Origin of the sequence: Pseudoalteromonas mucoides, from assembly GCF_049257175.1 — a bacterium.
GTDB lineage: Bacteria > Pseudomonadota > Gammaproteobacteria > Enterobacterales > Alteromonadaceae > Pseudoalteromonas.
Genome location: NZ_JBMMUC010000011.1, coordinates 24,178 through 45,573 on the forward strand (window position 1 = coordinate 24,178; position 21,396 = coordinate 45,573).

The following is a 21,396-nucleotide window of genomic DNA, read 5'->3' on the forward strand; positions in this document are numbered from 1 at the left end:
ATATAATAAAAAGGGGCGCTTTGTGCGCCCCTTTTTATTGGCAAACCTTACAGCTGTGTCGCTGCTTTCATTGATGCGACAAACTCTTTCAGGCCTGTCAGCATAGCATCTGGGTTATCGAGGTTTGTTTCGATAATTTTAACGACTGCAGAGCCTGAAATAGCACCTGCAGCGCCAGCTGCTAGCGCCGCTTTTACATCATCTGGTGTTGAAATACCAAAGCCTAATAGTGCTGGAGCACTGTGGTATTCTTTTAATTTAGTAACGATTGACGATGCGGGCATTTGTGCTTTAGTTTCAGTGCCAGTCACACCAGCACGAGATAGCAAGTAAGTATAACCGCGGCCATATGAAGCACACTGACGTAAAGTATCATCTGAGGCGTTTGGCGTAGCAATAAAGATAGGATCAATACCGTTACTCATTGCAGCTTGGCGAAACATTTTTGATTCATGTAGGGGCACATCTGCAACTAAGATTGAATCAACGCCAGCAGCTTTTGCATCAGTATAAAACTTTTCAAGGCCACGCTTAAAAACCAAGTTAGAGTACAGTAATAGGCCGATTGGAATATCAGCATTATATTCGCGAACTTGTTTAATGATATCAAAGCAGTCTTGGGTATTAATGTTTACATCAAGCGCGCGAATATTTGCAGCTTGGATCACTGGACCGTCGGCAATCGGGTCTGAAAATGGAATACCGAGCTCTAGTGCATCAGCACCACCGTCAATTAAGCTTTTAATTATCTCTACACTTAGCTCTTTATTTGGATCGCCAATGGTCACAAAGGGGACGAAAGCACCTTGATTTTGCTCTTTTAAGGCTGCAAACGTTTTACCGTAACGGTCAGATTGTTGAGGTGCTTGGCTCATGATTGCTCTCCTTTTGACAGTACATCCATTACATGTGATAAGTCTTTGTCACCTCGGCCACTTAAATTAACCACTAAAACAGTTTCTTCTGTTTGTTGCTCAGCGTATTTTAATGCGTATGCAAGAGCATGACTTGATTCAAGTGCTGGAATGATCCCTTCATTTTTAGCCAGTAGCTGAAACGCTTCAAGTGCTTCGGTATCTGTTATACCCACGTATTGGGCACGGCCTGTTTCGTGTAAAAATGCGTGCTGTGGACCTACAGCTGGGTAATCGAGTCCCGCAGATACAGAGTATGATTCTTCAATTTGGCCATCATCATTTTGCATAATATAGGTATATGTACCGTGTAAAATACCTTTAGTGCCTTTACAGATAGTTGCGCCATGTTCATGGGTGTCTAACCCTTTACCAGCAGGCTCTACACCGATGAGTTTTACACTCGGCTCGCCAATAAAATCTGTAAACATACCAATGGCATTTGAGCCACCGCCAACGCAGGCAAGTACGGCATCAGGCAAACGGCCTTCTGCTTTTAATACCTGTTGTTTGGCTTCTTCACCAATCATTTTTTGAAACTCACGAACCATGGTTGGGAACGGGTGTGGTCCAGCGGCCGTACCAAGTAGGTAGTGTGCATCTTTATAATTAGCAGACCAGTCGCGAAGTGCTTCGTTTACGGCATCTTTAAGTGTGCCAGAGCCTGCGGTTACTGGGATGACTTCAGCGCCCATTAACTTCATACGAAATACGTTTGGCTGCTGGCGTTCAACATCTTTTGCACCCATGTAAATACGACATTTTAAGCCAAGTAAAGCACACGCTAACGCTGTTGCTACGCCATGTTGGCCTGCGCCTGTTTCAGCGATTACTTCTTTTTTGCCCATACGCTTAGTTAATAACGCTTGGCCTAATACTTGATTGGTTTTGTGCGCGCCACCGTGTAATAAATCTTCACGCTTTAAGTATAATTTTACTTTCGGGTTTTTAATTAAATTACGTGTAAGCGTTAGCGGTGTAGGGCGACCTGCGTATTCATTCAGTAATTTTTCAAACTCTGCCTGAAAGGCTGCATCAGTTTGTGATTTATTAAATTCATCTTCTAACTGCTTAAGCGCAGGAACTAGGAGCTCTGGCACAAACATGCCACCAAACTCACCAAAATATGCTGGATTGTTCATTTTAACCTCAATATTTACGGATGCTGTTAAATGCATCATTTAATTTGTTTTGGCATTTTTTGCCTGCGCTTAGCTCAACCCCAGAGTTTAGATCTAGACCTTGAGCACCTTGGTATAAAGCGCCTTGGATATTACTTGCGTTTAGTCCACCTGCTAACATAAATGGCTGTTTCGCATTGTTTAGAATTGACCAATCAAATGTTTTACCTGTGCCACCTTCATGGGTGTCGCTGTAGGTGTCGTAAAGGTGGCGATCAACACCAGTGAGTTGCTCAGGCAAATTATCTTTGACCGCTTGGGCTTTCCAGATTTCACAATTGTTTGGTAACAGCGGGCGTAGTTCGTCAATGTAAGCTTGGGTTTCTTGTCCGTGTAACTGCACTGCTGCTAGCTTTAGGGTTTGAGCATGTTCAGTAACCTCACCAATACTGGCATTTACAAACACACCGACAAACGCAAGAGGCGCGCTCTGAGTAATTTGTAATGCACAATCAAGGTCTATAAAGCGGGGGGATTTAGGCGCAAAAATAAGTCCGCCAAACACAGCTCCACTGTTATAGGCAGCGATAGCATCTTGGCTACGGGTTAAGCCACACACTTTGTTTTCGCCTAAGATGACGCTACGGCATGCGCGTTCTAAATCGCGTTCAGCCATTAATGAGCTACCAATTAAAAACCCATTACATAAAGGCGCAAGGCGTTTAACATCTTGGTGAGTGTAAATACCTGACTCAGAGATAACGACTTTGTCATTAGGGATCAGCTTACGTAATTTTTCAGTCGTCGCTAAATCAGTGCTTAAGTCACGTAAATCACGGTTATTAATACCAATGATTTGTGCATCAAGAGCAAGAGCTCGCTGTACTTCAGCTTCATTGCTCACCTCGGTTAGTACTGCCATATTAAGGCTTTTGGCAACGCTTGCTAAAGCTTCATATTGGCTATCGTCGAGCACTGAAAGCATCAGTAAAATTGCATCGCCACCATAAATTCGAGCCATGTAAATCTGATACTCATCAATGAAGAAGTCTTTACAGATCAGTGGTTGCTCTACTTGACTGCGAACAAATTCTAAATAATCAAAACTGCCTTGAAAATATTTTTCATCGGTTAACACACTGATACAACTTGCATGATTTTTATAGACACTGGTGATTTCGGCTAAATCAAAGGGCTCACGAATAAGTCCCTTCGAGGGAGATGCTTTTTTACACTCTAATATAAACTGTGTGCCAGGGGCCGCTAACGCTTTATAAAAGTCACGGTTTGTTGGTATTGCTTGTGCTTTGAAGCTTTCAAGCGGGCGTTTGGCTTTTCGCTCAGCTAACTCTATTTTTTTATCGGCGACTATTTTGTCTAATACATTAGCCATTGGTTACCTCTGGGTTTATGACTTTATTACTTTGCTCAACAATGGCGTTTAATGTGTTTAAGGCTTGACCAGATTTTAAAACATCGGCAACTTGCTGTGCGCCTGTTTTAAAATCATCCACTTTACCAGTTAAATACAGCAGCGCTGCGACGTTAACTATAATCGCTGCATTGTGTGCTGGCGTGCCTGTACCAGCTAAAATAGCTCGGCTGGCATTTGCGTTGTATTCTGGGCCTTCACCGGCTAGTAATTCAAGTGAATAGTTTGCAAGACCAAAATCTTCAGGAGTAAGTGTGTATTCTTTAAGCTCACCATTATCAAGCTCAACAACAGTGGTGGTGCCATGTAATGCAATTTCATCCGTGCCGGCACCATGAACGACCATCGCCCGCTGTGTGCCTAACGTCTTCAGTGTTTGTGCCATAGGCAGGCATAAACTTTCATCGTAGACACCAAGTAGTTGTACTTGTGGGGCTGCTGGGTTAGCCAGAGGCCCTAGAATATTAAAGATTGTACGTGTTTTTAATGTAGTACGAACGCCCATCGCATGGCGCACACCACTGTGATAATGAGGAGCGAATAAAAACGTAAAGCCTGTTTGCTCAAGGCATGCAACGGCTTGCTCTGGGCTCATATCAATATTAATACCCAGTGCTTTGAGTAAATCGGCAGAGCCTGAATTACTCGATACACTGCGATTGCCGTGTTTAACCATATTTATGCCGCAAGCTGCGGCTACAATAGCTGCCGTTGTACTAATATTGATGGTGTTTGAACCATCGCCACCAGTACCGCAACTATCTGCAAGCTGCGTTAATTGTGTTTCAAATTGCACTGCATTGGCACGCATAGAGGCAGCGGCGCCAGCTATCTCATCGCTGACTTCACCTTTAATTTTTAATGCGACGAGTAAAGCAGATAACTCAATCTCATTGACTTCGCCTTGCATGATTGCATTGAACAGCTGTTGGCTTTGGCTAAAGCTTAATGATGTTTGCGCGAGTAACACATCAATAAGAGCATGGGTGTTATGTGTTGTTGATTGTTGATTTACTGACATAAAATCCTCTACTGCTTTGCGTTAGCTAAAAATTGCATACTTTGTTGCAAAAGTGCCGCGCCATTAGGCGTTAAAATTGACTCAGGGTGAAACTGATAGCCAAGGGCGTTATCTTGCTGGTGGTAAATTGCCATTGGAATAGCGCCAAAGTTTGCAATCACGGCTACACTTTCAGGGACCATAGTGGCCATTAGTGAATGATAACGTGCAACTGGCATACGCTTGCCCATACCGTTAAAAACGGGGTGTTCGCGCAATTCTATGATTGATGACTTACCATGAACGGTTTCGCCTGCATGGCCAATAATACCACCGTAACTTTGCGTTAATGCTTGTTGCCCTAAGCATATTCCTAGCATTGGAAATTTCCCTTTGCACAATTCAATCAGTGCCATTAAACAACCCGCATCTGACGGTGTACCAGGACCGGGTGATAACACTAAAATGACAGGTTTTGTCTCACTGCACATTTTATTAAAAATAAGCTGCGCATCCATGTTGTTACGATATACCACTAAATCGCTGCCTAACATAGAAAGTTCATCGACTAAGTTATAACTAAATGAATCAAAGTTATCTAAAAAATAAATTTTTACATCGGCAAGGCTGCTGTTATTTAAGCTCATTTTATTGTCCTTGGTACGTCGATTGAATGGCTGTAATAACCGCTTGTGCTTTAGCGCGCGTTTCATTGGCCTCTGACTGTGGATCTGAATCATGCACTACGCCAGCACCAGCTTGAACGTATGCGGTGTTATTTTTAACAAATGCAGAGCGAATCACAATGCAGCTGTCCATCGTACCATCACCTGTTAAATAACCTACTGCGCCACCGTAACTACCGCGACGTTTGCCTTCAGTTTGGCGAACAAGCTCAGCTGCACTGACTTTAGGTGCACCAACAAGCGTCCCCATGTTCATGCAAGCTTGATAGGCGTGCAAAGCATCAAGTTCGGGCTTTAAAGTACCAACAACACGTGACACTAAGTGCATCACTTGCGAGTAGCGGTCAACTTTTAATAGTTCTTTCGCATGGCGAGTGCCCGGTACACTAATACGTGCTACGTCGTTACGTGCTAAATCGACCAACATTAAATGTTCTGCACGTTCTTTTTGATCATTACGTAATTCAAGCTCAATACGGCTGTCTAAGTCTGGGTTGATTTGGCCGTTAGCAAACTTGCCACGTGCACGTGTGCCCGCAATAGGATAAACCTCAACCTGTTGACTGGTTGGGCAAAACTTCAATGCTGATTCAGGAGATGCACCAAATAGAGCAAATTCACTGTCGCGCATATAAAACATATAGGGGCTTGGGTTTTGCTGCTTAAGTTTGCTGTAAGCGTGAAGTGGGTTTGCACATGGCAATGAGAATGTCCGTGAGGGAACGACTTGAAAAATATCACCATCAACAATGTGCTTTTTCAAGTCTTGCACTTGCTCACAATATACCTCATCACTAATATCGACATTAACCGTGCTGTTGCCGCTTGTTTGTTCTGCACTGAAATCGCACGCTTGATCGCATACTTTGTTTAAACGTTCGAGCTTTTTGCCTACTTCAAAGCAGTTAGCATGAACATCAGGGCCATTAAATACATTACCGATTAACTCAGTTGTTTTTGCTTGATGATCAATAACAACGAGTGTTTCTGCAAGGTAGAATACATAATCAGGGCAGGTATTTTCACCATCAGGTACGTCACTGAGCTGTTCAAAGTTAGCTACCATATCGTAGGCAAATACGCCGCCTAAAAATAAAGAAAACGGATTGTGCGTGGTGCTAGTTATATTATTGATACAACAGCGCAGGGCGCTAAATGCGTTATCAGCAACCAACTTACTGGCTTCATCAATATCAGCCGCAGTACTTTGGTATTCAATGGTTAATGTGCTCTGGTTTAATGTTGTGATGCAATTTTCTAACTTATCGTTTAAATAAGGGAGTAATTGCATACCATTGTTAGATTGTGCTGTGACCGTGACGGTTTTACCTGTGCAGGTAATTTTTAATGCGCAATCGACTAAAATTAAACTCTTTACACTGTCTTTTGAATCGATCTCTGCTGATTCTAATAGTAATGAATTATCAGTATCGAGTAACGCATACAATGCCAGTGGGCTGTGTATGTATTCTCGCATTTCGGTGATGCTAGTAACTTCACCTGGCATTGTTGTTATGTGACTAAAAATCAAACCTCATTCCCTCAAAATAATAAACCCCGCAAGCTATGCTGTGCGGGGTTTGAATAACGATATCTATATTTTAGATAGACCATTACCGTCCCGCTATACCAGGCGCCACCACCAACGATGTGTAAGAGTTGTTACGTTATTCATGTTTGTTACCCTAAAATTTAAATATAAAAAAACCCGCATTAAGCGGGTTTAGAATGTGTTAGACACGACAATTCGTCACCCGATAATTTACGAGTGCCACCACCAGATAGTGTTTTGGATTGAATTGATCATTGTTTTTATTCTTTATGTGTCTGTAAGTGGCTACAGTAAACCGTACCTGAGGCGTTAGTGTCAAGTGTTTATTTAAAACAATTTATTTAAAAAATTTGTTATACTTCATAACAATTAAACGATTATAACTTTAGTAGTCATCTCTTTTGATAAAATACGATTTACATAGCCACACCACACATTCTGACGGGCAATTAAGTGTTGAGCAATTATTGCTGCGCGCGGTTGAAAAAAATATCGATGTGTTTGCAATCACTGATCATGACACTGTGGCGGCTATTGGGCCTGCTCAAGCATTTATAAAAAGCCAACAATTACCACTGTCATTGATACCGGGTGTTGAAATATCAACAAAGTGGGAAAGCTTCGAGATCCATATTGTAGCGCTCAACGTAGACGTACAACAGAACGAACTTTGCGATTTACTATCACAGCAGCAACAAAAGCGAGCAGAGCGCGCAAAAGAGATTGGTCGACGCCTTGAAAAAAATGGCTTTGATGGCATTTATGAACAGGCAAAAGCACTTGCAGAAGATGCTCAAATAACCCGTGCGCATTATGCCAGAGCATTAATAGATCGCGGTGTTGCTAAAACGATTCCGGGTGTGTTTAAAAAGTATTTAGGCCGCGCTAAAACGGGTTATGTACCAAGTACGTGGTGTGATATGCAAACGGCTATTAGCGCAATTCATGCTGCTGGTGGTGTCGCGGTTATCGCGCATCCTGGGCGCTATCAAATGTCTAATAAATGGCTACGCAAGTTATTGTTACAATTTAAAGAAGCTGGTGGCGATGCAATGGAAGTTGCACAGCCGCAGCAAGCACCCAGTGAACGCCAGTTTTTAGGTGAGTTAAGCCGAGAATACGGCTTACTTTGTTCACAAGGGTCTGATTTTCATTTTCCTACCAGCTGGTTAGAACTAGGAAAAAATTTATATTTGCCAAAAGATTGCCAAGGTGTTTGGCAAACTTGGGAAGGCCAAGAAGGAGACGCACATGAGTGATTTTTTTCATATTCATCCAGATAATCCACAGCCGCGATTAATAAAGCAAGCGGTTGATATTATTAAAAAAGGCGGCGTTGTTGTCTACCCAACAGATTCTGGCTATGCAATTGGCTGTAATTTGGGTAACAAACAAGCAAAAGAGCGTATTGAACGCATTCGTGGTATTGAAAAACACCATAATTTCACTTTGGTTTGCCGCGACTTATCTGAGTTATCGACTTATGCCAGAGTAGATAATCAGTTATTTAGGTTAATAAAAAATAATACACCAGGGCCTTATACCTTTATTTTTAAAGGTACTAAAGAAGTGCCTAAACGGTTATTAAACGATAAGAAAAAAACCATTGGGATCCGCGTAATTGAACATCCAATTACCTGTGCGTTATTGGCTGAATTAGGTGAGCCGTTAATGTCGTGCTCACTTATTTTACCTGATGAACAATTCACAGAATCAGATCCCGATGAAATTCGCGATCGCATTGGCCCATTGGTTGATTTAATTATTCACGGCGGCTATTTAGCTGAGCAGGCGACCACGGTAATAGATTTATCAGAAGATGACGTTGAAGTGCTAAGAGTTGGGTGTGGTGACACAGCACCGTTTGAATAGCGAAAATTGATGTGATCGATGTGAATAACCCAAGTCCTGTTAAGCCTCAAGAGCCAGTGCAGCAAAAGCTGCCGCTGGCTTTTTTGCATGGTAAAGCGGTTATTGATACCCCTGAAGATTTATATATCCCCCCTGACGCCCTTGAAGTCATTCTTGAAACATTTGAAGGGCCACTTGATTTACTGCTTTATTTAATAAAAAAGCATAAATTAGATATTCTTGAATTATCAATTTTTAGCATCACTGAACAGTATGTTCGGTACGTAGAAATGATGAGCGAATTTCAACTTGAACTGGCGGGAGAATACTTAGTAATGGCGGCGCTTTTAGCGCAAATAAAATCGCGATTATTGTTACCAAAACACGAAGAGCTGGAAGAAGAGGAAGATCCTCGTGCTGAGCTTATTAGACGCTTACAAGAATATGAACAATTTAAAAAAGCCGCTGAAAACTTAGATGAAATCCCACGAGTAGGGCGAGAGATATTTACCGCCCATGCTTTAATGGCCGAGCAAGAAGAGCCGAGTCAATTATTACCGGATGTAGAATTAAAAGATCTTCTTTTAGCGCTCAGTGATGTGATGGCCAGAGCTAAAACCTTTGAGCACCATCAAATAACTGCTGAAGCACTTTCAACCCGAGAGCGTATGAGCTTAATTTTAGCTAAGCTGTCGAGTGCGGGCACACAACTGCCATTTACTGAGTTATTCACCCTAGATGAAGGACGTAGTGGCGTAGTTGTGAGCTTTATCGCCATTTTAGAGCTCATTAAAGAAGGTTTGATCACTTGTCTACAAGTAGAGCCTGCCACACAAATATATATAGGCTTAGTTGAAAATAATTAGTGTTTTACTAAATGATGAGTACCATTCCCCTGACTCGCAAACTCGCAAACTCGCAAACTCGCAAACTCGCAAACTCGCAAACTCGCAAACTCGCAAACTCGCAAACTCGCAAACTCGCAAACTCGCAAACTCGCAAACTCGCAAACTCGCAAACTCCCCATACAGCGACAAACTTACGATTTTTATTGTGCATATACGCACATAACTTGTTTGTTATTCGCTATTTTCTTTTTATTCGGTACGGGCTATTCTAGGTCCATCAAATCAAGGAGCCGTTCAGTATGTTTAAAAATACTCAGTCACGTTATGGCTTAGTCGCAATTTTCCTTCATTGGCTTATGGCTGTGATGGTTATAGGGTTATTTGGCTTAGGGCTGTATATGGTTGAATTGACCTATTACGATAGCTGGTATAAAGGGTCAATGGATTTACATAAAAGTGTGGGTATTACACTCGCAGCTTTGCTTATTTTTAGGTTTGCATGGCGGGCATTAGGTACACAACCTGATCCAGTTGCAGGCTCAAGTAAGTTAGTCAATAAAATAGCGCACAGTGCACACCTAGTGATCTATGTGTTATTGATTGGCATCGTGATTTCAGGGTATTTGATTTCAACTGCAGATGGTCGCTCAATTGACGTGTTTACGTTATTTAGTATTCCCGCCATTGAGTTCTCAGTTGAAAATCAGGCAGATATTGCAGGTAAAGTTCATTACTGGGCAGCATGCAGTTTAATTGGCCTTGTAATTTTGCATGCACTTGGGGCATTAAAACATCACTTTATCGATAAAGATAAAACCTTAATTAGAATGATCAAACCATGAAAGGATGATTAGAATGAAAAAATTATTTGTTACTGCAGCGGTTGCTGCAACACTTTTTGGTGCCACAGCTGCACAAGCCGCTGATTATGTTATTGACACTAAGGGTGCTCACGCGTTCGTTAATTTTAAAATTAAGCATTTAGGATACAGCTGGTTGCATGGTCGTTTTAATACATTTGATGGTGAATTTAGTTATGATGCTAAAAACCCAAATGCATCAACGATCATAGTAAATATTGATACAAAAAGCATCGATTCAAATCATGCAGAGCGTGACAAGCATTTACGTGGCGGTGACTTTTTAAATGTTGATAAATTCCCAAAAGCGAGCTTTAAAAGCACATCAATAAAATTTGATGATGATGGTGACGAAGCAGATGTAACCGGTGAATTTACTCTACACGGCGTGACGAAAACCATTACTTTTGAAATTGACAAAATTGGCGAAGGTAAAGATCCATGGGGTGGTTATCGCGTTGGTTTTGAAGGTGAAACAAGCTTGAAGCTGGCCGACTATGGCATTGACTATAACTTAGGCCTAGCATCGACTCATGTTGATATTGGCTTATATATTGAAGGTGTACGTAAATAACCTTTAACCTAACTCGCTAAGTTGACATTGAGCGCCTCATTTTCGTGAGGCGTTTTTTTGTAAGCGCTGGGCCAAAATGGGCCTTAAATTATCGGGTAGCCAACGTAATAAGATTTCATTGTAAGCTTGCTGTTGTTTTACTGCGATAAGGGCTTCATTCAACACATTAACATGCTCATTACCTAGGGTAGTATCTGTACAACCAATGTATCCATCACTCAATTTTGCGGCTTCAATAAGTTGTAATTGGGTTAACTCATCATCGTATCCCATCGATTTTGCAATATAAAAATGCTCACTTGGGTAGCCTAATAAAATATCAATACGTTTCTTTTTTAACATATAAGTAAGACTTGCCAATGTGTCTCGCCCTGGTCTAATAATGATAGAGGCATCGGCACTATTATTAATTATTTTATCTATTTCAACGCCATAAGAGCGACTCATTGAAATACCAAGCGTGAGTTTCTGCTCGTTGAGTAGTTGACTAAAAGATATAGGGTCTGCAGCATCTATTTGTAGCTGGCTAAGAAGTTCTTTATGAATTGATAGCGATGGCGACAAACCAGTTGTGGAGCTTTCCTCACTGAAGCTAATATGTTGGCGGCGATGTTTACTTTGATATAAAGAGAGCATACAGAATGTTTTATTCGGGTTAGACACTTCTTGTAAAGCTCTACTTGACGGGAGTATGACCCTATTAAACGTATAATGAGGTAGTTGTGTTTCTAGTAACGAGATCACACTTTCGTCACGACCTGTACCTGCATATTGCCCATTTAATATATAGTATGGTGCAAAGTCGACTATGACCCAGTTAATTGTTTTGCTTTGCACGTTTAGAGAAACACAACCACATACAATAGAAAAAATGAAAACACGTAGCATTGAATACTCTACTGATTTTATGATTCATTAATAGAGTGTAGCAGGGGAATTATTTAAGTAAAAAGTAAAACGCCAGCAAAAGCTGGCGAATATGGTATTGAATGTGTTTATCAAAATAGATTAATTAGCTTTAAGCCATTTAACAAATTGACGAGCATCACTCGCTTTAGTGAATAAGGCGTTTTTTAAACCTTGTGTATCAGAAAAAATGACACGTTGTTTATTCACTGAAATTGATTGCACCGGATGGGCAATTTGGATCATAGATCCGTTATAACTATAAGACATAATAAAACTCACTTTTTTCTTGTTATCTATGCGCTGCTAATTTTTTATTAGCCTCAAAAGCACATATAGATAGACCATTTGTGTTTAGCTTCATTATAGTGTTGACGATCTTTATGACATTTATGCGACCATATAAAAAATATGTCGTAATCTGAATTAGGGTTCTCGCCGTACAATAACTTAGCTTTATAATATACGTTTTTGCGGGCTTACTGGATCAGGGTAAAGGGGTTAACCGCTAGGCTTTTTAGGACCAAGAGATAATCCTATGCCAGTTTTTTACTTTAGGCAAGTATTATTTATTTTTTCTGGTGTTTAGATTCATTTCATTGTAGTTTAAATAGGTAACAGTCGGATGAGTAAATAACAATAAAGTAACCAACTCATGAAATACATATTTGTTAGTGATATTTTTGGTAAGACCGCCCCTCTTAGCCACTTTGCTAGGCAGTTTAATGCTGAGCACCAAATTATTGATCCATACAATGGGCAACTTCAAGCCGTTGTTGATGAGCCTCTACAGTACGCACATTTTGTTGATAAATGTGACCACGATGGCTACTTTCAAAAACTCAACTCTATTTTAACTAAGGTTAGTGAATCTACTACGGTAATTGGTTTTAGTGCAGGTGGTGCAGCTGCTTGGCGTAGCGTAGCTAAAGTGAAAAATCCCCATATTAAAAAGCTCATCGCCTTTTACCCGAGTCAAATTCGACATCATCTTGATGTTGCTGCGCCCATTCCCTGTGAAATAATTTTCCCAAGACAAGAACCCCATTTTGATGTGTATACAGTGATGGAAAAAGTCAGTACACAACATAAAATAACTTGCAAAGTTAGTGACTACCAACATGGCTTTATGAATCCGTTATCTGCAGGGTTTAATAGTGCTGGCTACCAATATTTTAGCCAATATTTATTAGCTTAAAATAAGTGTTACCCACAAAGGGGTCTATACTTGTTTTTTTAATTGAAAATATTGACTATGATTTCTTGTCCTAAGCAGTACCAACACTTTTTATCTAACCCAATTGCTAAGCCGCCTTGCAGAATGACTAACGCCAAGATGTATGGCTTTTTTGCTCAAATTGATGAAGTAAAAGTGCAGCGATTAATTGATAACACCTTGAATGTCGCCGCACCACCTCATACTCGATTTGAGGGAGTTGGTGAATATGGCCTTATTACATTCACGGATATCGAAAAAATAGCCTCCCTGACAGCACCTTATGATCAACATGGCTGGATGCAAGAAACTGACATAATCATTTGGTTACCTGTGGCTAAAGTGGTAGAGCAGGGGGGTGATGAAAGTATTACTCACTTGTATTGGTACCCGGCGTTTATTTGCGTAAATAATATTTATGCCTTGATCAATGGCCGTGAAACATGGGGTTATAACAAGTACATGTGTGATTATACAATGCCCCTTACACCTTCCCATGAACTCAACTTTTCGATTTCCATGGATTGCTTTAAGTACTTTGCTCCAGATTCAAAATTACAACAGCACGAGCTTTTTACCATTGTATCGGGTGAAAGTGATGGTCATAGTTTACTCTCAATGCTTGAAAATTTTGGTGAGGATATAGCGGATTTATTCGCACAGAAGCATTTAACAATTGATACAGCTTTATTAAAGCAGTTGTTGAGTGGCTTTGTTAATCCCCAAATGGATCAAATATTGTTTAAGCAATTTCCTGATGGCAAAGGCGATGAAGCGGTGTACCAAGCCGTTTTATATTCACCGTCTGAAATTAAAAAGGTGCATAGTTTTAAACTATTAAAACCAGATTTTAATTTAACCTTGAACCAACTTGATAGCTTCCCGTTGGCAGACATGTTTGGTTTTAAAATAGGGAAGCAACCGCTTTATTTACCGTTTTATATTGAAATGGACTTTGATCAGCTTGAAGCAAATCACCTTTAACCGGTTATATTGAGAAAAACATGAGTCAAGAAAAGATAGTTATCATAGGTGGCGGAGTTGCCGCTATGACAGCGGCTGTGTACCTTACAGAGCAGGATGATTGGCAAAAAAAACGTCAAATCACAGTGTACCAACAAGGGTGGCGACTTGGTGGAAAGGGAGCAAGTGGGCGTAACAGTGCCAAAGGAGAGCGTATAGAAGAGCATGGATTACACGTTTGGTTTGGTGCTTATGTGAACAGCTTTAAAACCATTGAGACGGTTTATGATAAGTTAAATCGGCCTGCAACCAGCCCACTTGCCACGTGGCAGCATGCGTTAAAGTCGCACAGTTTTATTGCTCTTGAGGAGTTTATAGATAACCAATGGCAAACATGGCCAATTGACTTTCCTTTTCTACCTGGTAATCCAGCACAAGGAAGCCTAGATATCACCCCGTGGGATTTTGTGAAAATGACCTTAGCGTGGCTTAAAAAATGGATTTTTGAATTACAAACAGTCGCTGCTCACGCTAATAGAAAAACACAATTAAGTACAACCAAAAATCGAGACCAATCTTTGCTAAGGCATCTATATCAACAGGTGGAAGACGTGGTTGAAGATAGCCAAGAACTTTGGCAACGATTCAGTGATGACATACATCAGCGAGCAAAAACGATTAGCTCGACTCCGAGTTTATTAATCGCTAAGTTAAATAGTTTTGTGCATGCTGATAAAACCTTACTCCCACAGCTTCATGAAAAAAAAGACGGTTTAGTTATTTGGTATATAGTGAGAAAGCTTAAGCGCTGGATTAATGAAGAGCTTATCGAATTAATGGATGAAAATGCTGAATTTAGACGTTTATATATTTGCGCCGATTTAGCTATTGCGATGTTAGTAGGGCTCGTTAAGGATAAAGTGTATCGTGACGGCTTTGGCGTTATTAATAAATACGACTTCCGTCAGTGGTTGATCAGAAATGGAGCAAACGAAAAATACAGTGCTGATTCTGCCCCTGTGCGCGGATTTTACGATTTAGTTTTTGCATACCCTAAAGGCGATTTTAGTAAACCTAATGTAGAGGCGGGGGTCGCCGCGTTGGCAATGCTGCGTATAGCGCTGTGTTATCGTGGTGGCGTAATGTGGAAGATGCAAGCAGGCATGGGAGATGTTATTTTTGCACCCATTTATGAGCTGTTAAAAAAGCGGGGAGTTACATTTCACTACTTTCATCAATTGCAAAATATCAGCCCAGGTATTAATAGTCAGGGTGATAACTATATTAAGTCTCTTGAAATACAACAGCAGGTATTACTAAAGCATTCACATTATGACCCATTAATCGAGGTTAAGAACCTACCTTGCTGGCCAAGTGAACCTTTGTACGAACAAATATCCCCTGAACAAGCGACGTTACTGCAACAAAAGAGCGTTAATTTGGAGTCTTTTTGGAGTGATTGGCCATCTATTTATAGGTTACACTTTAGCGAAGATTTACCGTGCGTTAAATTACAACATAAAGTTGATTTTGATTGTGTTGTATTGGGGGTTTCTGTTGCATCATTAAAGCATGTTTGTCCTGAGTTACTCTCAGTGGACGCTAAGTTATCAGATCAGGCAAACTACGTTAAAACCGTGGCGACGCAAGCGAGCCAATTATGGTTGAATAAAACAGATGAGCAACTTGGTTGGCAGTTTTCACCTGCGAGTAAAGAAGGGCCGATACTGAGCGGCTTTAGTGAACCATTTGATACTTGGGCCTCAATGGGGAATTTATTAGATAAAGAGTGCTGGCCTAATGCAAATCAGCCAAGCAATATTGCATACTTTTGTAGTGCATTTGCGTGTGATGACACCCCGCCAAAAACAGATCATAACTTTGTAAAAAAAGCACAGGCGCAGGTTAAAGCGAACCTCATAAGTATGCTAAAAGAGAAAATGCAGCCATTGTGGCCACTTAGTTACCATGACAATGAATTTGATTGGTCTGTTTTGTACGGAAAAAACATGGCAGAGCAAAGAGTTGATGAACAATATTGGCGGGTTAATGTCGATCCTAGCGAGCGGTATGTGTTATCGGTTACAGGCTCTAGCCAGTATCGCATTGCAACGGATGAAACGATTTTTAACAACTTATTTATTACAGGAGATTGGATCAAAACGGGTGTGAATGCAGGGTGTGTAGAGGCCGCGGTGATGGCAGGAATGCAAACTGCAAGGGCGATATGTGGCTATCCAGAATATATAAGTGGAGAAAATGCCTTTGAACCCCCTAAGTATTAAATTAACTTTTTGCTTAGGTGCAGTTTTATACCTAAGGCTCTATGAAACACTGAGTTCTGCATAGGGAGCTGGTTTGGATGTACTCAATGAGTTAGTCTATAATCAATGACATAACAGCATATTTACATACACTCGTAATAAGGTTGGTTGCATAATGAAAACCCACAATAGCTTTATGTCAAAAAACATAGGGTTTATGAGCTCATTTGGCTTATTGTTTCCTCTACACTTGCAAGCGACTGGCGTGCAGGTTTTACATGACAGTAACATGGAAGTCATTGAAGTTTATGCACAAAAAAGAGCGCAAAAAATAGAAGAAGTCGGTATTGCTATCAGCCAAGTAAAAGGTGATGTACTTAAAGCGCAGCATTACAAGGATTCAACAGAGTTATCGGTATTCTCACCTAATTTAAAAATTAGCCAAAATGCTGCCGAAGGCACTCCACCTGCGGTGAATATTCGAGGCGTTGGTTTAGTTGACTACAACACGGCAAATACGTCGCCGGTTGCTATTTATGTTGATGATATTGCTGTTGGCTCCGCCAGTAATCAAATAGTTAACCTATTTGATATAGAGCAGATTGATATATTACGCGGCCCCCAAGGCACATTATTTGGCCGTAACTCAACGGGTGGGGCGATCTTAATTCGTTCAAAACGCCCAGAGTTCGAGCAAAAAGGCTATTTCACAGCAGGAGTTGCTAATAATAATGCCAATAGTGTTGATGCTATGTTCAACAGGTCGTTGAGTGATAATACGGCCTTGCGGGTAGCATTTAACTACCAAGACTATGACTATTCAACAAAAAATACTTATCCTGCGGCTCCCACAGCAGGGATGGAGCAAATAAATGCACGCGTTTCTTTTTTAGCCGATTTTGATTCAGTGCAACTGTTGCTCAAGGGCCATATTCAAGATTGGGATGGAATAGTTCAACCTGTTGGGAGTATAGGGGTGGTTACCAACCCGTTAACGGGAGAGCGATGTAGTCCAGCTCAAGCAGGTTCAACACAATGTTTTGATAACTTTGGCTTTAATGATGCAAGCGATGACTTTTATACTGTGAGTGTTAATAATGATTCACCTCATAAAAGTAATGGGAAAGGCGTAAGTGCGCATTTAAATTGGCAACTTAGTGATAATAATGAGTTGATCTCTTTAACTAGCTTTAATGAGCTGGAGCGTCAACATGCTTTCAATTGTGATGGCTCACCTGCTCGCTTATGTGAAGGGAATCTTGGTTTAGATACGCATCAATTTACGCAAGAGCTTCGCTTGGAGTCACAACTAAATGATCACTTTTTAACAGCAGGGTTGTATTTTGCTGATGAATCTATAAAGCAAGATAACGTGAACGATATTTTACGTGACCTTCGCGGCGTTCTGCCTACGGATCTCACTGCGACTTTCTTTTACAATAATCAAATAACCACGCAAAGCATTGCTGCTTTTTCGCAATTTGATTACCGACTCTCCTCAAACTGGTTACTCACAGCAGGCTTGCGTTATTCTTATGAGTCATTGAACTACGACTCACTAGCAGAGCTTAATATTGTTGTCACGCCAAGTGATTTAAATGGTGTACGGGTGCCTTTTTATCAAGTGCAAGGCGAACAGTCCGATAATGGTTTTTCAGGGCAGCTGGGGTTAAATTACCAATTTGATAATTACACGCATGGCTATTACCGCTTTGCTAATGGCGCAAAGAGCGGAGGTTATAATGGTGGATTTTTATCATCACCAGAACAAGCTCAGCTTGCTGACTATCAAAGTGAACGTTTAAACGCGCACGAAGTGGGTACTAAGTCGTGGTGGCCTGAACAAGGAGTGCGTTTCAATTGGGCAGCATTTTATTATGACTATAACGATCAACAAGTCTTTATGAATCAACCATCAGAATCTCCACAGAGCCCGCCAGTGCAACTGTTGGAAAATGTAGGAGACTCGATAATTTATGGCTTAGAGGCTGAGCTCGATTACGCTATTTCGCATGAACTTAATCTACGCTTTGCCGTAGGTTATATACCCCATGCTGAATTTAAAGAGTATATAGACCCACTTGGCAACGAATTAACAAATAAGCGACTCCCATTTACCTCAAAATGGAATGTAAGCGCAGGGTTTGAATACACGCTTGATCTTGCGAAAAACCCTTTAACTGCGCAGTTACTTATAGACTACCAGTCAGATTATTATTTTGATCAAAACCAGAACCCGTATGCGATGCAAGATGGTTATAGTATTGTTAATGGTAACATCCGTTATCAATTAGATGAGTGGGGATTTGTTGTTTGGGGTAAAAATTTGTTTGATACTCATTACAGTAATTTAAAGTTCGATTTAAGCTCCTTTTTAGGCATGCTCGAAGATTTTAAAGGAGAGGGGCGACGCTATGGGTTGGACATTAGCTATCAATTTTAGTCGTGACATGTTTATTAACTTAAGGTGCGCTGTATGCCAGCTCGGGCAATGCTAAGACAATTGCTATACATTTTAATGATTTGTTGCTCGCATGTGGCTGTAGCAAATAATTCAGATGTATATATTTATAATACGCCCAACCAAAGTGCAAACTTATTAAATCAAGGCCGTGTACTTGAAGTTCGAAATGGCGCTTTTCCTAGTAGTAGTGCCAATATATCCGCTTGGCTTGAAAATAAAAAGCCTCAGAACAGAACCACCTTTTTTGGCGGCAGTTTTTGGTTTGTTATTCAGCTCGAAAATCAAAGCCAGTTACAGGAGTTAGTGTTATTTCCTTACAATACCTTGTTGTCAAAAATTGAAACGCGCATTTATGACATGTCAGACTCTAGTCGTGCTGTAGAACGTTATGAAACAGGCGGGTTAGTCAAAAATGAATTCGCCTTTCATTATGGTAATAAAATACAGCTTACGCCCAATAAACCCTACTTTCTAATCGCAAAATTCCAAAGTGACTACTTTTACACTCCTCCTAAGCTAGTGCTTACACCCTATGATGAGTTTTTTGCTAAAGCGACTATTCAAAATATGATCATGCTGCTGTGCTTTGGAGTGGGCATTGCTCTTGGCTTATACAATTTACTAATATACTTTGCTGCACGTGATGTAACCCACTTATATTATGCGTTATTTACTGCATGTTGGGTGCTTGCATGGAGCCAGTTTTTTCATATCCCAGACCAGATTTTTGGTTTTTATAATGCTCACTTTCACTGGCTTGCTTTTAGTCTTATTCCTTTAGCTAATATATTATTTTATAACAGCTTTCTCAGATTAAAAGACACTTCACCAAAATTGTCTTTTGCATCTTTATCGTTGGGCTATGTCGCCACAGCTGGGGTTCCTTTAGCAATGATTTGGCCAGGCTTTGGTTTTATTTGGGCAACACTTGTGACCGCAGCGACTCTATGTTTGGGTATGCTGGTGGGTATCCGAAGTTGGATGAGTGGCTTTAAACCTGCCCGATACTTTGTGCTTGCTTATTTAGCAATGGCGATACCAAATATGATTGGTAATTTAACCAACCTTGGTTTAATTGCCTCAATGCCATTCGATTTATACTTACTTGGCTTAATAGGAACAGCGCTCGATGCCATGTTACTTGCATTTGCCGTTGCGAATAAGTTGAGAATATTGCATGACGAAAATATTGAGCTAACGAAAAACTTAGAGCAGAAAGTACAGTTACGTACGCGAGAGTTGCAACAATTAGCTGAAGAACTGCGTGATGCTAGCGAAGCGAAAAGTCGCTTCTTAGCAAATATGAGTCATGAAATTCGCACCCCCATGACCTCTATAATTGGTTATGCAGATGGTATAATTTTGGGTGATATTAAGCCGCATGAACGTAATCACGGAATTCGAGTTATTTTGCAAAATAGCCGCCATGTGTTGGGCTTAATCAATGACATATTAGATATGTCGAAAATCGAGGCTAATCGTTTAGAAATTGATTTAGTTGAAACTGACTTATTTGCCACTATCGCTGAAATTGAATCGCTACTCGGGAAGCAAATTCGAGATAAAGGACTTAAATTTGGTGTTGATTATGTGTTTCCACTTCCCGATTGGATTGTTTCTGATCCAACCCGCTTCAGACAGATTTTATTAAACTTAGCAACAAATGCGCTTAAATTTACTACGGTAGGGCATATTCAGTTAGTTGTTGCTTGCTCGTCAGACCTGCTCAAAGTTACAGTGAAAGACACTGGCATCGGCATGACAGAAAACGAGCAAAAAGAATTGTTTTCGCCTTTTTATCAAGCCGATTCATCAATATCGCGTAAATATGGCGGGACGGGTCTTGGTTTGAATATCTCTAAGAGTTTAGCGCATAAGCTTGACGGTGACATTGCGGTTAGATCAGAAGTAGGTAGTGGTAGTGAGTTTTGTTTAACATTTAAATTGAAGACTACCGATAAAACGAAGTGGGTTAATTCATTTGATGAGGTGAGTAAGCATGAATCAAAAGACGTTTTTGATAATACTTACCAACGAAATTTAGTGGGTGAGGTGTTAATTGCAGAAGATCATCCTGAGAATCGCCAGCTTATAAAACGAATTTTGGAACGAATGGGCTTAACAGTAACAGCCGTCGAAAATGGTCAAGATGCTGTTCAAGCAACCCTTGATGAGCAATTTGACTTAATTTTACTTGATATACAAATGCCAATTATGGATGGTGAGCAAGCGATTCATATTATGCAAGCAACAGGACTTTCCACACCCATTGTCGCTTTAACGGCAAACACCATGAAACATGAAATCGACCGCTATTTAAAGCAGGGGTTTATTGATCATATCGCTAAACCAATTGATAGAACGCAGTTTAGTCACAAGATTGCCAGTTACTTGGATATAGAAATAGCTGATGATGTGAAGCTCCCTGATCATGAATTTGAATTACTCAAACATGATTATATTAAAGGGCTACGCATGCAAAAAGAAACGTTATTGCAACAGTTTAAATCCGGTGATATGACGGGCTTTGCCCAAAGCGTGCACATGATAAAAGGGACTGCAGGGATGTTTGATTGCTTAAGCCTTTATAAAAAGTCAGTTGAATTAGATAAAGTTATAAAAGCTGATTCAGTCACGCTTGATTTTCAGTTAGTGAATGCTTTGTTTACAGCCATTGATGATGTTCTGGCTGAGCCATCTTAATGGTTAACTATTTAACTGTTGAATAGTCGATATCACTTTTTG

Annotated in this window: 18 protein-coding genes; 10 read left to right on the forward strand and 8 right to left on the reverse strand. The window is 40.5% G+C overall.

Translation table 11 applies throughout. The features are described from left to right. Window positions 1-47: 47 nt before the first annotated feature. Genes trpA through AAEU30_RS13045 form a run of 6 tightly spaced genes read right to left on the reverse strand, consistent with a single transcriptional unit; the run spans window position 48 to window position 6,684 of the window. Entirely contained in the window at window positions 48-875 is an 828-nt protein-coding gene (gene trpA, locus AAEU30_RS13020; protein WP_421960854.1) for a tryptophan synthase subunit alpha, read from the reverse strand. Continuing rightward, on the reverse strand, window positions 872-2,056 hold the full coding sequence (gene trpB, locus AAEU30_RS13025; protein ID WP_087531947.1) for a tryptophan synthase subunit beta: 1,185 nt from the start codon (window positions 2,054-2,056) through the stop codon (window positions 872-874). Before trpB ends, trpA begins: the two co-directional genes overlap by 4 nt. A 7-nt stretch (window positions 2,057-2,063) precedes the next feature. Next, window positions 2,064-3,428: a bifunctional indole-3-glycerol-phosphate synthase TrpC/phosphoribosylanthranilate isomerase TrpF gene (gene trpCF / locus AAEU30_RS13030; RefSeq protein ID WP_421960855.1), complete on the reverse strand. Its 1,365-nt coding sequence runs from the start codon at window positions 3,426-3,428 to the stop codon at window positions 2,064-2,066. Beyond that, entirely contained in the window at window positions 3,421-4,488 is a 1,068-nt protein-coding gene (trpD, locus tag AAEU30_RS13035; RefSeq protein ID WP_421960856.1) for an anthranilate phosphoribosyltransferase, read from the reverse strand. Before trpD ends, trpCF begins: the two co-directional genes overlap by 8 nt. An 8-nt stretch (window positions 4,489-4,496) precedes the next feature. Beyond that, on the reverse strand, window positions 4,497-5,114 hold the full coding sequence (locus AAEU30_RS13040) for an aminodeoxychorismate/anthranilate synthase component II (RefSeq protein WP_421960857.1): 618 nt from the start codon (window positions 5,112-5,114) through the stop codon (window positions 4,497-4,499). Window position 5,115: 1 nt separating this feature from the next. Beyond that, on the reverse strand, window positions 5,116-6,684 hold the full coding sequence (locus AAEU30_RS13045; protein WP_421960858.1) for an anthranilate synthase component 1: 1,569 nt from the start codon (window positions 6,682-6,684) through the stop codon (window positions 5,116-5,118). Between the two features lie 422 nt (window positions 6,685-7,106). Between AAEU30_RS13045 and rnm the strand changes: the two genes are divergently transcribed. The 5 genes from rnm (at window position 7,107) to AAEU30_RS13070 (ending at window position 10,838) form a co-directional block, all read left to right on the forward strand. Then, window positions 7,107-7,964 (forward strand): RNase RNM, encoded by an 858-nt coding sequence (gene rnm, locus AAEU30_RS13050; RefSeq protein ID WP_421960859.1) that lies wholly within the window; start codon window positions 7,107-7,109, stop codon window positions 7,962-7,964. Then, entirely contained in the window at window positions 7,957-8,577 is a 621-nt protein-coding gene (locus AAEU30_RS13055) for an L-threonylcarbamoyladenylate synthase (protein ID WP_087531825.1), read from the forward strand. The genes rnm and AAEU30_RS13055 overlap by 8 nt, the downstream gene beginning before the upstream one ends. A 20-nt stretch (window positions 8,578-8,597) precedes the next feature. Then, window positions 8,598-9,422 (forward strand): segregation and condensation protein A, encoded by an 825-nt coding sequence (locus AAEU30_RS13060; RefSeq protein WP_421960860.1) that lies wholly within the window; start codon window positions 8,598-8,600, stop codon window positions 9,420-9,422. A gap of 281 nt (window positions 9,423-9,703) precedes the next feature. Continuing rightward, window positions 9,704-10,246, forward strand: coding sequence for a cytochrome b (locus AAEU30_RS13065; RefSeq protein WP_421960861.1), 543 nt, complete (start codon window positions 9,704-9,706; stop codon window positions 10,244-10,246). Between the two features lie 13 nt (window positions 10,247-10,259). After that, window positions 10,260-10,838 (forward strand): YceI family protein, encoded by a 579-nt coding sequence (locus AAEU30_RS13070; protein ID WP_421960862.1) that lies wholly within the window; start codon window positions 10,260-10,262, stop codon window positions 10,836-10,838. 36 nt (window positions 10,839-10,874) lie between these two features. On the opposite strand, the gene AAEU30_RS13075 is transcribed toward AAEU30_RS13070, so the two are convergent. Together AAEU30_RS13075 and AAEU30_RS13080 are read right to left on the reverse strand one after the other, a co-directional pair. Next, window positions 10,875-11,726 (reverse strand): TIGR02285 family protein, encoded by an 852-nt coding sequence (locus AAEU30_RS13075; protein WP_421960863.1) that lies wholly within the window; start codon window positions 11,724-11,726, stop codon window positions 10,875-10,877. Between the two features lie 120 nt (window positions 11,727-11,846). Further along, on the reverse strand, window positions 11,847-12,014 hold the full coding sequence (locus AAEU30_RS13080) for a hypothetical protein (RefSeq protein ID WP_167850818.1): 168 nt from the start codon (window positions 12,012-12,014) through the stop codon (window positions 11,847-11,849). A gap of 385 nt (window positions 12,015-12,399) precedes the next feature. Here AAEU30_RS13080 and AAEU30_RS13085 point away from each other — a divergent pair, with 385 nt between their 5' ends. The 5 genes from AAEU30_RS13085 to AAEU30_RS13105 all read left to right on the forward strand — a co-directional run bounded on the left by AAEU30_RS13085 (window position 12,400) and on the right by AAEU30_RS13105 (window position 21,354). Next, entirely contained in the window at window positions 12,400-12,942 is a 543-nt protein-coding gene (locus AAEU30_RS13085; RefSeq protein ID WP_421960864.1) for a dienelactone hydrolase family protein, read from the forward strand. Window positions 12,943-13,065: 123 nt separating this feature from the next. Next, entirely contained in the window at window positions 13,066-13,944 is an 879-nt protein-coding gene (locus tag AAEU30_RS13090; RefSeq protein WP_421960865.1) for an acetoacetate decarboxylase family protein, read from the forward strand. Window positions 13,945-13,964: 20 nt separating this feature from the next. Next, complete coding sequence (locus tag AAEU30_RS13095; protein WP_421960866.1) at window positions 13,965-16,208, forward strand: NAD(P)-binding protein; 2,244 nt, start codon at window positions 13,965-13,967, stop codon at window positions 16,206-16,208. A 154-nt stretch (window positions 16,209-16,362) separates the two neighbouring features. Further along, window positions 16,363-18,630, forward strand: coding sequence for a TonB-dependent receptor (locus AAEU30_RS13100; protein WP_421960867.1), 2,268 nt, complete (start codon window positions 16,363-16,365; stop codon window positions 18,628-18,630). A gap of 33 nt (window positions 18,631-18,663) precedes the next feature. Next, complete coding sequence (locus AAEU30_RS13105) at window positions 18,664-21,354, forward strand: 7TM diverse intracellular signaling domain-containing protein (RefSeq protein ID WP_421960868.1); 2,691 nt, start codon at window positions 18,664-18,666, stop codon at window positions 21,352-21,354. Window positions 21,355-21,396 lie beyond the last annotated feature (42 nt).

Coding starts and splice junctions, on each gene's coding strand:
- trpA (WP_421960854.1), bottom strand. CDS start 875: ATGAGCCAAGCACCTCAACAATCTGACCGTTACGGTAAAACGTTTGCA.
- trpB (WP_087531947.1), bottom strand. CDS start 2,056: ATGAACAATCCAGCATATTTTGGTGAGTTTGGTGGCATGTTTGTGCCA.
- trpCF (WP_421960855.1), bottom strand. CDS start 3,428: ATGGCTAATGTATTAGACAAAATAGTCGCCGATAAAAAAATAGAGTTA.
- trpD (WP_421960856.1), bottom strand. CDS start 4,488: ATGTCAGTAAATCAACAATCAACAACACATAACACCCATGCTCTTATT.
- AAEU30_RS13040 (WP_421960857.1), bottom strand. CDS start 5,114: ATGAGCTTAAATAACAGCAGCCTTGCCGATGTAAAAATTTATTTTTTA.
- AAEU30_RS13055 (WP_087531825.1), top strand. CDS start 7,957: ATGAGTGATTTTTTTCATATTCATCCAGATAATCCACAGCCGCGATTA.
- AAEU30_RS13065 (WP_421960861.1), top strand. CDS start 9,704: ATGTTTAAAAATACTCAGTCACGTTATGGCTTAGTCGCAATTTTCCTT.
- AAEU30_RS13070 (WP_421960862.1), top strand. CDS start 10,260: ATGAAAAAATTATTTGTTACTGCAGCGGTTGCTGCAACACTTTTTGGT.
- AAEU30_RS13075 (WP_421960863.1), bottom strand. CDS start 11,726: ATGCTACGTGTTTTCATTTTTTCTATTGTATGTGGTTGTGTTTCTCTA.
- AAEU30_RS13080 (WP_167850818.1), bottom strand. CDS start 12,014: ATGTCTTATAGTTATAACGGATCTATGATCCAAATTGCCCATCCGGTG.
- AAEU30_RS13085 (WP_421960864.1), top strand. CDS start 12,400: ATGAAATACATATTTGTTAGTGATATTTTTGGTAAGACCGCCCCTCTT.
- AAEU30_RS13090 (WP_421960865.1), top strand. CDS start 13,066: ATGACTAACGCCAAGATGTATGGCTTTTTTGCTCAAATTGATGAAGTA.
- AAEU30_RS13095 (WP_421960866.1), top strand. CDS start 13,965: ATGAGTCAAGAAAAGATAGTTATCATAGGTGGCGGAGTTGCCGCTATG.
- AAEU30_RS13100 (WP_421960867.1), top strand. CDS start 16,363: ATGAAAACCCACAATAGCTTTATGTCAAAAAACATAGGGTTTATGAGC.
- AAEU30_RS13105 (WP_421960868.1), top strand. CDS start 18,664: ATGCCAGCTCGGGCAATGCTAAGACAATTGCTATACATTTTAATGATT.